Here is a 12,470-nt window from a genome sequence, read left to right on the forward strand (position 1 = left end):
TCACGCCAGCAGGGTAAGCTGGCGGCGTTTGGCCCATGGGTGCCGGGTGGCCCAAACCAGAAGCCGAGTCGCCGCGGGTGAGCGGCGCGACGGCGGGGAACGCTTTCCGTATAATCTCGTCACATTTCTTTTACCGCAAACGCACATCCCTGACAAATGCTGATTCATCCTCAGTTCGACCCGGTCGCCGTCCATCTCGGCCCGCTGGCGGTCCACTGGTACGGTTTGATGTACCTGCTGGGCTTCACCCTGTTCCTCGTCATGGGGAAATACCGCCTGAAAAAAGGCAATGACGTGCTGACCGTCGCCCAGCTGGACGACATGCTGATGTACGGCGCCGTCGGCGTGGTGCTGGGCGGACGCCTGGGCGAGGTGCTGTTCTACCAGCCCGGCTTCTACTTCAGCCATCCGCTGGAAATCTTCATGGTGTGGAAGGGCGGCATGTCCTTCCACGGCGGCTTCATCGGCGTGCTGGTCGCGGTGGCGCTGTACGGCCGCAAGGTGAACCGCTCCTTCTGGCAACTAACCGACTTCGTCGCGCCGCTGGTGCCGCTGGGCCTGGCGGCCGGCCGCGTCGGCAACTTCATCAACGGCGAGCTGTGGGGCCGGGTGGCCAGCCCGGACCTGCCGTGGGCGATGCTGTTTCCGCAGGCGCGGCTCGACGACGTCGCCGAGGCGCAGCAATCGGCCGACCTGATGAACATGCTGATGCAGTACGGCGGCCTCGCCCGCCATCCGTCGCAGCTGTACGAATTCGCGCTGGAAGGCATCGCGCTGTTTTCCGCGCTGTGGATCTACAGCGCCAAACCGCGCGCCACCGGCAAGGTGTCGGCGCTGTTCCTGATCGGCTATGGCTTAGCGCGTTTCTGCAGCGAATTCTTCCGCAATCCAGACGCCGGCATCTTCGGCAAGTCCGATGTGATCAGCATGGGCCAGTGGCTGAGCCTGCCGATGATCATCATCGGCGTCGCCTTGTTCGTATTCTTCGGCAAGCGCAAGGCCGCTTGACCGCAGCGGCGCGACGCAACCGACAGGCCGGGGCAACCCGGCCTTTTTCACGTCCATCAGGCCGGATGCGCCTCATGAAAACTAAAAAATGGAATATATAACTAATTTTTTATAATTTATGGGCATTAACAAAGCCGGGTAAGATGACTGCCATCCGCTGCACATCGGCAAATCATCAGACTAAGGCTCGCCATGAAAAAGACACTCGCCCTCGCACTCGCCGTCGCCCTGACCTCCACCGCCGCCCTGGCCGACCGCCTGGACGACATCAAGAAAGCCGGCGTGCTGCGCGTCGCCGCCTTCGACAGCAACCCGCCGTTCGGCTTCCTCGATGCCAAAACCCGCCAGATTTCCGGCCTGGATGTCGACGTGGCCCAGCACATCGCCAAGAAGCTGGGCGTGAAGCTGCAACTGGTCGCCACCAACCCGGCCAACCGCGTGCCGCTCTTGGTATCCGGCAAAGCCGACATCGTCGCCGCCAACTTCACCGTCACCGACGAGCGCAAGAAGCAAGTGGACTTCAGCCTGCCCTACTTCGCCTCCGGCCAGCAGTTCATCGTCCGCAAGGGCACGCTGCAAAAGCCGGAACAGCTGGCCGGCCTGCGCGTAGGCGTGGACAAGGGCACCACCCAGGAAGTGTACCTGCGCGAAAAATACCCGAAGACCACCGTGGTGGCGTATGACGACACCCCGCTGGCCTTCACCGCGCTGCGCAACGGCAACGTCCAGGCCATCACCCAGGACGGCTCCAAGCTGGCCGCGCTGTTGGCCAACGCGCCGGATAAGGCCAAGTACGAGCTGGCGCCGTTCACGCTGACCCGCGAATACCAGGCCATCGGCCTGCCCAAGGGCGAGGCGCGCCTGGCCAAGGTAGTGAACGACACGCTGCAGCAGCTGGAAAAGAGCGGCGACGCCGCCAAGATCTACGACCGCTGGTTCGGTCCCAAGACCAAGGCCCCGCTGCCGCGCGACTTCAAGATCGGCGACGCGGTCTGACCCCAGCCCGTTCCGCTTCGCAACCGCCGGCGTCCCCGGCGGTTTTGCCGTTTCACCGCTGTAGAAAGACATCCGCATGACCCCACCCGCCTGGCTCGGCCACAACTGGCTGGAGCCGCATTACCTGATCTGGCTGGGCAAGGGCGCGCTGCTGACCGGCTGGCTGTCCCTGCTGGTCATCGCCGCCGCCAGCCTGCTCGGCGTCGCCTTCACCGCGCTGCTGGACGGCGCGCCGCGGCCGCTGCGGCTAGCGACGCGGCTATTCGTCGGCCTGCACCGCAATACGCCGCTGATGGTGCAATTGCTGCTGTGGTATTTCGGCGTGTCCGGCCTGCTGCCGGACGAGGCGAAGATCTGGCTGAACACGCCGCGCGCGCTTGAGCTGCCCCTTGGCCTGGCGTTGCCGTGGCCGTCGTTCGAATTCCTGGCCGCCTTCACCGCGCTGACGCTGTACAGCGCCGCCTTCATCAGCGGCGAGCTGCAGGCCGGACTGAACGCGGTGTCCAAGGGGCAGCGGCTGGCGGCCAAGGCGCTGGGCATGAGCGGCTGGCAGGCGCTGCGCCTGGTGGTGCTGCCGCAGGCCTGGCAGTTGGTGAAGCGGCCGCTGGTCGGCCAGTACACCGCCATCGTCAAAAACACTTCGCTGACGATGGCCATCGGCCTGGCCGAGCTGTCCTACGCCTCGCGCCAGGTGGAAACCGAAACGCTGCTGGCCTTCCAGTCATTCGCCGCCGCCACCGCGCTGTATCTGATCCTGGTGCTGATCACCCAACTGCTGGCCCAAAGGCCGGAGCCTGAATGGAGGACATTGCGATGATTCCGCCGGTGATACAGGACAATCTCGACTACCTGCTGTGGGGCAATCTGTCCGGCGGCGAGCCGGGCGGCCTGCTCTTGACCGCGCTGCTGAGCCTGGCCGCGGCGCTGCTGGCCAGCCTGCTGGGGCTGGCGCTGGGCGTCGCCCAATTGCTGGGCGCCTCCTGGCTTAGGCGCGGCCTGATGGCCGCCACCGCGGTGCTGCGCGCCATCCCGGTGCTGATGCTGATCTTCTGGTGCTATTTCCTGCTGCCGCTGCTGTTCGGCATAGACATTCCCGGCCTAGCGACAGTGATCCTGGCGCTGGCGCTGATCCACTCGGCCTATCTGGGCCAGGCGGTGCTGGCCGGCCTGACGGCGGTGGGCCGCGGCCAATGGCACGCCGGGCTGGCGCTGGGCTTTACCCGTTGGCAGACGCTGCGCTGGCTGATCCTGCCGCAGGCGCTGCGCATCATGCTGCCCTCCTTCGTCAACCAATGGGTGTCGCTGCTGAAGGACAGCTCGCTGGCCTATATCGTCGGCGTCGCCGAGTTCACCTTCGTCGCGACTCAGGTCAACAACCGCGAGCAGGTGTATCCGCTGGAGATCTTCAGCGCCATCGCCGTCGGCTACCTGCTGTTGTGCGGCCTGCTGCAGTTGCTGGGGCATTGGGGCGCGCGGCGCTGGCGGCAGCCGCTGTCGCAGCCGTAGCGCTTCAAGCCGGGCGGGTTTTCCGCTAAGGTGGCGCTGTTTCCCCACCCCTTTCATGCCATGCATCCAACCCATGCGGCGAACGACCGCGGCTTCTGGCGCATCCTGCTGGTTTTCCTGAAGTTGGGCCTCACCTCCTTCGGCGGCCCGGTCGCCCACCTCGGCTATTTCCGCGCCGAATTCGTCGAGCGCCGGCGCTGGCTGCCGGAACGCGACTACGCCGACCTGGTGGCGCTATGCCAATTTTTGCCCGGTCCCGCCAGCAGCCAGGTCGGGATGGCGCTGGGCATGGGCCGGGGCGGACTCGCCGGCGCGCTGGCGGCCTGGCTGGGCTTTACCTTGCCGTCGGCGCTGCTGATGCTGTCGCTGGCGCTGGGCTTGTCGCATCACGCCCAGGCCGTGCCGCCCGGCGCCTTGCATGGACTGAAGCTGGCCGCGGTGGCGGTGGTGGCGCAGGCGGTGTGGAGCATGGCGCGCCAGCTGTGCCCAGACCGGCCGCGGTTGACGCTGATGGGCGCAAGCTGTTGCCTGGCCTTGTTGATGCCCGCGCCCTGGCTGTCCTTGGCCGTCATCGCGCTGGCTGGCGCGGCCGGTCGCCAGTGGCTGACGCCCCCGCCCCAAAGCGCGCCTGGGCTCGACGACGCCACCGCGCCCAGCCGCCGCCGCGGCGCGCTGTGGCTGGCGCTGTTCTTCGCATTGCTGGCAGGCCTGCCGCTGCTGGCCGCGGCCGGCCCAAGCTACCGGCTGGCCTTGTTCGACGCCTTCTACCGCAGCGGCGCGCTGGTGTTCGGCGGCGGCCACGTGGTGCTGCCGCTGCTGGAAACCGCGTCCGTCGCCAGCGGCTGGGTGCCCAGGGACGCCTTCCTGGCCGGCTATGGCGCGGCGCAAGCCTTGCCCGGACCGCTATTCGCCTTCGCGGCCTTTCTCGGCGCCGCCGGCGACGGCAGCTGGCAAAGCGGCGCGCTGGCGCTGGTCGCCATCTTTCTGCCCGGCTTCCTGTTGCTGGCCGGGGCGCTGCCGTTCTGGCGCCGGCTGCGCGCCGCGCCCGGCGCTCAATCGGCGCTGGCCGGCATCAATGCCGCCGTGGTCGGCCTGCTGCTCGCCGCGCTGTACCACCCGGCCTGGACCAGCGCGGTGCGCGCGCCGGCCGATTTCGCCGCCGTCCTGCTGGCCTTGCTGGCGCTGGCCGCATGGAAACTGCCGCCCTGGCTGGTGGTGGGCTTGTGCGCGGCGGCCGGCTGGCTGGCGCTGTAAACGAAAAAGCCCGCCATGCGGCGGGCTGTGTAAACGTCTGGCTGGTGGAATCAGTCCAGGTACTTCTTGAAGAATTGCTCCATCGCGCCATAGGCGGCGAAGCGGTTTTCCTCGTTGTGGAAGCCGTGGCCCTCGTTGTCCTTGACGATGTACTCGACCTCCACGCCGCGCTTCTTCAGCGCGTCGACGATCTGGTTGGACTCGTTGATGTTGACGCGCGGGTCCTTGGCGCCCTGCAGCACCAGCAGCGGCGACTGGATGCGGTCGACATGGAACACCGGCGAGCGTTCGCGCAGCAGATCCTTATCCTTTTCCGGATTGCCCACCATCTCGTACATCGAATCCAGGAACGGCTTCCAGTACGGCGGAATGGTCTTCATGAAGGTGAACAGGTTGGACACGCCGACGTAATCCACCGCGCAACGGTACAGCTCCGGCGTTTTGGTGATGCCGGACAAGGTGGCGTAGCCGCCGTAGCTGCCGCCGTAGATGCACACCTTCTTCGGATCGGCCACGCCTTGCTTGACCAGCCAGTCGACGCCGTCGCTGACGTCATCCTGCATCTTGCCGCCCCACTCCTTGAACGAGGCCTCCCAAAACTGGCGGCCATAGCCGGTGGAGCCGCGGAAGTTCATCTGCAGCACCGCCCAGCCGCGGCTGGCGAAAAACTGCACTTCCGGGTTGAAATGCCAGCTGTCTCGATACCACGGCCCGCCGTGCGGATTGATGATCACCGGCAGGCCCTTGGCGTCTTCCTTGCCCTGCGGCAGTGTCAGGTAGCCGTTGATGGTCAGGCCATCGCGGCTCTGGTACTGGATCGGCTTCATGACGGCCATCTTGTCTTCCGGCAGCCACGGCGCCAGCTCGGCCAGCAGTTCCAGCTTGCCGCTGCTCTTGTCATACAGATAGCTCTTGCCGCGGGTGCGGTCGTTCCAGGCGGTCACGATGAAGCGGGTTTCATCGCGGTTGCTGGAGGTGATGTCCACTTGGTAACCCGGCAGCTTGGCCTCCAGGCCGGATAGCAAGGCTTCGCTTTGCGCGTCGAAGCACTGGCGGCCCGGCTTGTCGGTTTCAAAGTCGGCGCAGGTGATCACCTTGCGCTTGTGCGAGAAGCCCAGGCCGGCGACGTCGACATCCTGGCGGGCGTAGACTTCTCTCACTTCCTTGCCGGTTTTCGGGTCGTATTCGACGATGGCGGCCTTGTCGCGGCCCAGGCTGCTGGCCGCGTAGAAGCGCTGATTGTCGAAGGTGAAGAACAGCGGCGTGAAGTTCTCGCGGAAATTGGTGGTGAAAAGCTTGCGGAAGGGGCCGCCCGGCTCGTCGCGGTACAGCACCGTGTTGTTGACGCCGTCGCTTTCGATCGCCAAACGGATATTGCCGTCGTGATCAGTGAGCCAGCCGGCCACCTTGCCCGGATTTTCCGCTTCCAGCTTCAACTCGCCGGTTTTCAGATTGACGCGGTAAACGTCGAACAGCTCCGGGTTGCGCTTGTTCATCTGCACCAGGAGTTCGTCGTCGCGGTCGACCAGGCCGTCCACGATGTCGACGCGCACGCCGGGGAACGGCGTCAGGTCCTTGCTCTCGCCGCTGGCGAGATCCACGCTGTACAGGTGGAAGTTTTCATCGCCGGCGTTGTCCTTCACATACACCAGCCGGTCGTTGCCTTTCCAGAAATAGCCGGACAGGTCGCGGTCCTTGATCGCGGTGACGCGCTGGTCGGGCTTGCCCTGGCGGCGCACCACGATGTTCTTGCGGCTCTCCCACGGCGACAGGAAAGCCACGCTTTGGCCATCCGGCGACAGGCTGAAGCCGCTTTGCTCGGCGTTGCGGAAAAAGTCGCGCAGCGGAATATCCGCGGCCAGCGCCGAACCGGCCAACAGCGACGCCGCCAGCGCGGTCAGAATTTGCTTCTGCATTGTTCGTTCCCCTTATCTCTTTGTAGCCGCCCGAGCCAAGCCGGCTTTGCAGGCGGAAGCCACGATGATAATCCCGGCCGCCCTCGCCCACAATATGCCCACATCATCTACAGAAAATGGCGGGCGACCCGCAAATAACGCCTTGATCTACAATGAAATCAACACCGCCAAGGGAGCACTGCATGCATATCCGAATCCTGGGCGCCTCCGCCTGCGTCGGCCATCCTGGCCAGACCACCTGCTTTCAGGTGGGCCAGGACACGCTGATAGACTGCGGCACCGGCTGCGGCAGCCTCGATACCGAAGAGATGCTCGCCATCCGGCGCGTGCTGCTCACCAACAGCCACATCGACCACTGCGCGCTGCTGCCGCTGCTCGCCGACGTCCACGCCGGCTACCGCGGCAGCGGCCTGGAAGTCTATGGACTGGCGGAAACGCTGAACATTCTGCGCCAGCACCTCTTCAACGGCGCCATCTGGCCGGACTACACCCGCCTGCCCTCGCCGGAATGCCCATGGCTGCGCATGATGCCGGTGCAGGTCGGCGACACCGTTCCCCTCGTCGACGGCCTGGCCACCGCCCTGCCAGCCCAGCGCCACGTGCCGGCGATGGGCTGGCTGATAGAAGGCCCGTGGCGGGCGCTGGCCTTCAGCGGCGACTCCGCGCCCTGCCCTGCCTTCTGGCACTGGGTATGCGGCGTGCCGTCGCTGACCGATGTGATCTGCGAAGTCACCTACAGCAACGACCGCCAGCACGAGGCCGACGAGCAGAGCCATATGGCGCCCGCCACGCTGGCGCCGTTGCTGGCCAATCTGCCCGCCAATGTTCACCTGTGGATATCGCACGCCTATCCCTGCTGCCGCGACATGCTGCTGCAGGAGATGCAGGGCGGCGCGCCGGCAGGCCTGCGCGTATGCCCGTTGAAGGAAGGCACGTTGATCGAGCTGTGAGCCGCATCCGCCGGAAGGAGCCCGCCATGCAAGGTTATCAGCTGTCGTTTTTCACCCAGCAGGGACACCGTCATCACGGCGTGCCGCTGGCCGAATGGATACTACAGGAAGCCCACCGCCTGGGCATAGGCGGCGCCACCCTGTTCGCCGCCAGCGAGGGCTTCGGCAACGACCGCCGCATCCACGCCGCCCGCTTTTTCGAGCTGGCCGACCAGCCCGAGGAAGTGACGATGGCGCTGAGCGCGCACGAGGCCGAGCGCCTGCTGGAGCGGCTGCGCGAAGAAGGCGTCAAAGTGTTCTACGTGAAAACGCCGGTGGAGTACGGCACGCTGGGCGCGGACTAAGCGCGCATGAAGGCGATGTCGTCCAGCCCCGGCAGCGGGATTTCGCCGCTTTTCACCGCGGCGAAATCGATATCGGCCAGCCTCAGGCCGCAATAACGCATGCCGCCATAGGCGCGCAGCGCGATTTCGCCGCTGGCCAGCCCCGTCAGCACCGTCCACTGGGTGTGCTCGCGCGCGGCGCCGTCGCGGATGGCGCCGCGCGGCGTCTCCACCGCGCCCAGCAGCTGGGCGGCCAGCGCATAGGCTGCGCCCAGATCCGCCGCCGGATCGGCGAACTGCTTGAGATAGGCGGCGCGGACAAAGCGCGCCGGCGAGGAATAGCCGCCGGGCAGATTGGCCAGGCCGCCACCGCCGCTGGCTTGCAGCTGCAGATTGCCGAACTCCCGCGGCGGCGGATCGTCGGGCGTCAGGCCGAGGTAATGGCCCAGATTGTCCAGATGCCAGGGAAACCACGGCGCATTGGCGCAGACGCCCGCCGGATTGCTGTAGATCTTCTGCTGGCCGTCCTGGAACTCCACCACGATGGAACGGCCGTCCTTGTCCACGATGGCGGCATGCAACGGCAGCGACTTGGCCAGCCAGGCCGGCAGCCAGAACTGCCGGCTGGGCAGCATCTCCCAGACGTCGGCCACGCTGGCGCAATGCGCCAGCACCCAGTCGGCGAACAAGGGCGCCAGCACCGTGGTGCCCAGGCTGGAAAATTCCTGGTAGCGGGCATTCGGCAGCCACAGCAAGCTGACGCTCAGCCCCGCCTCGTTCAGGCCGTCGGTGACGATGCGCTGGGAAATGCCGGGCAGCGGCAAGTGGGAAGAGCAAACGCCGACATAGCCATGGCGGACCCGCCAGGCCTCGGCGTCGGCCATCTTGCGGAACTCCGCGCCGGCCCACACCGGCTGCGAAAAGCGCTCGCCGCGGCGTTGCACGTAGAATGCCGGCGTCAGCGGCCGGGAGAAATCCATCGAACGCCCCACCACGACCTGCTTGTCCTGCGACTGCAGCAGAAAATGCGTGCACATGTCCGTCCCCCCGGCATGCCCGCGCAAACCGCGGCCGCGGCGCCGTCGACGCGACGGACTGCGGGGCAAGACGCTTAGCAAAACGCGTCTCGCCCCGCGGGAAAACTGGCCTAAATCCCAGGCCTCAGAAGCTGACGTCGAAACCGGCGTCGGCCACCGCCGCCGCCAGCTCCTGCGGCGACACCACCGCCGCGTCGTAATCCACCGTCGCCCGCTTCTCTTCCAGGCTGACCTGCACTTCGGCGACGCCGGCCATGGTTCCCAGGATGCCGCTCACGCTTTTGACGCAGCCGCCGCAGGTCATGCCGTCAATGTTCAAAACCAGTTCAGTCATGCTTCTCTCCTTGAAAATCGTCAACCCCGCCGCGCTCAGCGCCAGCGGCGCAGCAACAGCGAATTGGATACCACCGACACCGAGCTGGCCGCCATCGCCGCCCCGGCGATCACCGGGTTGAGCATGCCCAGCGCCGCTAGCGGAATGCCCAGCACGTTGTAAACGAAAGCGAAGGCCAGATTCTGGCGGATTTTGGCCAGGCTGGCGCGCGACAGCCGGATGGCGTCCGCCGCGTGCGCCAGGTCGCCGTGCATCAGCGTGATGTCGGCGGCGGCGATGGCCACGTCGGAGCCGGCGCCCATCGCCAGGCTGACGTCGGCCGCGGCCAGCGCCGGCGCGTCGTTGACGCCGTCGCCCAGCATCGCCACCTTGCGGCCTTGCTGTTGCCAGTATTTGACCACATCGGCCTTGTCCTGCGGCTTCATGCCGGCGCGCCACTCGTCAATGCCGGCTTCGGCGGCGATGCCGCGCGCGGTGCTCTCATGATCGCCGGTCAGCATCACCACTTTGATGCCCAAGCTCCGTAGCGCTTCCACCGCGCCCTTGGAACTGTCGCGCAGCGGATCGGCCAAGGCCAACAGACCCAGCGGCCGCTCGTCCAGGCTCACCGCCACCACGGTATTGCCTTCCTGCGGCCAGTCAGCCGCCTCTGCCGGCAGATCCAGACCGATCCAGGACGGCACGCCCACCTTGACCGTGCCCACGCCCGGCAGCGCGGCCTCGACGCCGCTGCCGACATCGGCGCGAAAGCGCTCGCAGGCCAGCAAGGGCAGTTCCCGCTCTTTCGCCCGCTGCAGCAAGGCATGGGCCAGCGGATGCTCGGAGCCGGCCTCGGCGCTGGCGGCCAGCTGGATCAAGCGGTTCTCGTCGCCGTCCAGCGCCAACGCGTGGCGCAGCGTCGGCCGGCCCTCGGTCAGCGTGCCGGTCTTGTCCACCAGCAGCACGTCCACCTTGCCGGCCTGCTCCAGCGCGGCGGCGTTGCGGAACAGGATGCCGCGGCGCGCGCCGTTGCCCACGCCCACCATCACCGCGGTCGGCGTGGCCAGGCCCAGCGCGCACGGGCAGGCGATCACCAGCACCGCCACCGCGTGGATCAGCGCCGTCGTCCAGCTGCCGAACAGCCAGCCGCTCAAGGCGAAGGTCAGCAGCGCCAGCGCGGTGACCGCCGGCACGAAGACGGCGGAAATACGGTCGGCCAGCCGCTGGATCGGCGCCTTGCTGCCCTGGGCCGCCGCCACCATGCGCACGATCTCCGCCAACTGGGTGTCGCCGCCTACGCCGGTGGCGCGCACCTTGAGCATGCCGTCCTGGTTGCGGGTGGCGGCGTAGACCTTGTCGCCGGCCTGCTTGGCCACCGGCCGGCTCTCGCCTGTCAGCAGGCTCTCGTCCAGCCAGGCCTGGCCCTCCACCACCTCGCCATCCACCGGCAGGCGGTCGCCGTGGCGCACCACCACCACATCGCCGCGTTGCAGTTGCTCCACCGCCACCTCGAACAGCTCGCCATCGCGCTCGACGCGGGCGGTGCGGGGGGCCAGCTTCGCCAGCGCGGCGATCGCCGCCGAGGTCTTGCCCTTGGCCCGCGCCTCCAGCAGCTTGCCCAGCAACACCAGCGTGATCACCGCCGCGCTGGCCTCGAAATACACGTGCTCGCCCTCCAGACCCAGCAGGGTCACCGCGGCCGACAGCAGCCAGGCCATGCTGGTGCCCAGCGCTACCAGCACGTCCATATTGGCGACGCCGCCGCGCAGCGCCTGCCAGGCGCCGCGGTAAAAGCGCCAGCCGACGACGAACTGCACCGGCGTCGCCAGCGCCAGCTGCCACAGCCTGGGCAGCCAGCCGTGGTGGCCGCCGGCGAACATCGCCGCCATTTCCACCATGAAAGGCAGCGTCAGCAGCGCCGACGCGGCGAACCACGCCAGCTCGCGGCGATAGCGCGCCTCGGCTTCGCCGCCGCCGTCTTCGCGCAAAGAAGGCTCGAAACCGGCTTTGCGCACCGCGTCCAGCACCCGGTCGCGGTCGGCTAGCCCCGGCAGGTAATCGATCCTCGCCGACTCGGCGGCGAAGTTGACGCTGGCCTCCACGCCGGGCAATCGGCCCAGCGCCTTTTCCAGCCGGGCCGCGCAGGCTGCGCAGCTCATGCCGCCGATGCCGAGCAGCAGCGTCTGGCGCGGCACCTCGAAGCCGCAGCGGACGATGGCGTCCACCAGTTGTCCGGGCTGGGTTTGATTGGGGTCGTAGCGCAGCTGCGCGCTTTCATTGGCGAAGCTGACCGAGGCCTGCACGCCGTCCAGGCGGTTCAGCTGTTTCTCGATGCGGGCGGCGCAGGCGGCGCAACTCATGCCGGCTACCGGCAGGGTAAGCAGGGACTGGGTCATCGTGTCCTCCTGCCCTGATTATATACCCCCAAGGGGTATAAAGCGCAAGCCAGACGCGCCTCGGGCTCTTTACCCGTCGCCGTTGGCGTGTTAACAAGACAACTGAACCTGCAACAACAAGGTAGCCTCATGCCCCTGAAACGTTATGGTGCCGACTGCGCATTGATCGTGGTGGATGTGCAGAACAGCTTCTGTCCCGGCGGCGCGCTGGCCGTCCCCGGCGGCGACGAAGTGGTGCCCTTGATCAACCACCTGGCGCTGCTGTTCGAAAACGTGGTGCTGACCCAGGACTGGCACCCGGCCGGCCACGTATCGTTCGCCGGCAGCCACCCGGGCAGCAAGCCTTTTCAGACGATAGACCTGCCCTACGGCCCGCAGACGCTGTGGCCGGCGCATTGCGTGCAAGGCAGCGTCGGCGCCGACTTCCACCCGGAACTGGAAACCCAGCACGCGCGGCTGATCGTGCGCAAGGGCGGCAACCCGCAGGTGGACAGCTACTCCGCCTTCGTCGAGGCCGACCGCGCCACCCGCACCGGCCTGGCCGGCTATCTGGACGCGCTGGGGGTGAAAAAGGTCTGGCTGGCCGGCCTCGCCACCGATTTTTGCGTGGCCTGGAGCGCCATCGACGCCCGCGCCGCCGGCTTCGAGACTTTCGTGGTCGAAGACGCCTGCCGCGCGATAGACATAGACGGCTCGCTGGCCGACGCCTGGATGAAGATGCGCCAGGCCGGCGTCAAACGGCTGCGATCGGACGAGGTGTAAAATGAAATC

General features: G+C 66.9%; 12 protein-coding genes. 8 read left to right on the forward strand and 4 right to left on the reverse strand.

What is annotated here, in order from left to right; genetic code table 11:
* Window positions 1–156: 156 nt before the first annotated feature.
* From lgt to chrA, 5 genes are all read left to right on the forward strand, one after another.
* The gene (gene lgt, locus MY55_RS20905; RefSeq protein WP_047237250.1) at window positions 157–1,008 is read left to right on the forward strand and encodes a prolipoprotein diacylglyceryl transferase; all 852 of its coding nucleotides are present in this window, start codon (window positions 157–159) and stop codon (window positions 1,006–1,008) included.
* Window positions 1,009–1,200: 192 nt separating this feature from the next.
* Window positions 1,201–2,004, forward strand: a complete 804-nt coding sequence (locus MY55_RS20910) for an ABC transporter substrate-binding protein (protein ID WP_043575594.1) — start codon at window positions 1,201–1,203, stop codon at window positions 2,002–2,004.
* Between the two features lie 76 nt (window positions 2,005–2,080).
* Window positions 2,081–2,821: an amino acid ABC transporter permease gene (locus tag MY55_RS20915; RefSeq protein WP_047237249.1), complete on the forward strand. Its 741-nt coding sequence runs from the start codon at window positions 2,081–2,083 to the stop codon at window positions 2,819–2,821.
* Entirely contained in the window at window positions 2,803–3,510 is a 708-nt protein-coding gene (locus MY55_RS20920) for an amino acid ABC transporter permease (protein WP_244270704.1), read from the forward strand. Before MY55_RS20915 ends, MY55_RS20920 begins: the two co-directional genes overlap by 19 nt.
* Before the next feature lie 60 nt (window positions 3,511–3,570).
* Window positions 3,571–4,764: a chromate efflux transporter gene (chrA, locus tag MY55_RS20925; RefSeq protein ID WP_065202962.1), complete on the forward strand. Its 1,194-nt coding sequence runs from the start codon at window positions 3,571–3,573 to the stop codon at window positions 4,762–4,764.
* Between the two features lie 50 nt (window positions 4,765–4,814).
* Here the strand turns inward: chrA and MY55_RS20930 are convergent, their stop codons facing one another.
* Entirely contained in the window at window positions 4,815–6,680 is a 1,866-nt protein-coding gene (locus tag MY55_RS20930; RefSeq protein WP_043575599.1) for a S9 family peptidase, read from the reverse strand.
* Between the two features lie 182 nt (window positions 6,681–6,862).
* Here MY55_RS20930 and MY55_RS20935 point away from each other — a divergent pair, with 182 nt between their 5' ends.
* Window positions 6,863–7,630 carry a 3',5'-cyclic-nucleotide phosphodiesterase gene (locus tag MY55_RS20935; protein ID WP_043575601.1) on the forward strand — a complete coding sequence of 256 codons (768 nt, stop codon included), beginning with the start codon at window positions 6,863–6,865 and terminating at the stop codon, window positions 7,628–7,630.
* A gap of 26 nt (window positions 7,631–7,656) precedes the next feature.
* Window positions 7,657–7,974: a DUF190 domain-containing protein gene (locus MY55_RS20940; RefSeq protein ID WP_043575820.1), complete on the forward strand. Its 318-nt coding sequence runs from the start codon at window positions 7,657–7,659 to the stop codon at window positions 7,972–7,974.
* Here MY55_RS20940 and MY55_RS20945 read toward each other — a convergent pair.
* The 3 genes from MY55_RS20945 to MY55_RS20955 all read right to left on the reverse strand — a co-directional run bounded on the left by MY55_RS20945 (window position 7,971) and on the right by MY55_RS20955 (window position 11,699).
* Complete coding sequence (locus MY55_RS20945) at window positions 7,971–8,990, reverse strand: linear amide C-N hydrolase (protein ID WP_052258078.1); 1,020 nt, start codon at window positions 8,988–8,990, stop codon at window positions 7,971–7,973. The genes MY55_RS20940 and MY55_RS20945 overlap by 4 nt on opposite strands.
* 124 nt (window positions 8,991–9,114) lie before the next feature.
* Entirely contained in the window at window positions 9,115–9,324 is a 210-nt protein-coding gene (locus MY55_RS20950; RefSeq protein ID WP_043575603.1) for a heavy-metal-associated domain-containing protein, read from the reverse strand.
* 35 nt (window positions 9,325–9,359) lie between these two features.
* Window positions 9,360–11,699: a heavy metal translocating P-type ATPase gene (locus MY55_RS20955; RefSeq protein WP_065202963.1), complete on the reverse strand. Its 2,340-nt coding sequence runs from the start codon at window positions 11,697–11,699 to the stop codon at window positions 9,360–9,362.
* A gap of 129 nt (window positions 11,700–11,828) precedes the next feature.
* On the opposite strand from MY55_RS20955, the gene pncA reads away from it, so the two are divergent.
* Complete coding sequence (gene pncA, locus MY55_RS20960) at window positions 11,829–12,461, forward strand: bifunctional nicotinamidase/pyrazinamidase (protein WP_043575607.1); 633 nt, start codon at window positions 11,829–11,831, stop codon at window positions 12,459–12,461.
* The last annotated feature ends 9 nt before the right edge of the window (window positions 12,462–12,470 follow it).

It is taken from the genome of Chromobacterium subtsugae (assembly GCF_001676875.1).
Lineage (GTDB): Bacteria > Pseudomonadota > Gammaproteobacteria > Burkholderiales > Chromobacteriaceae > Chromobacterium > Chromobacterium subtsugae.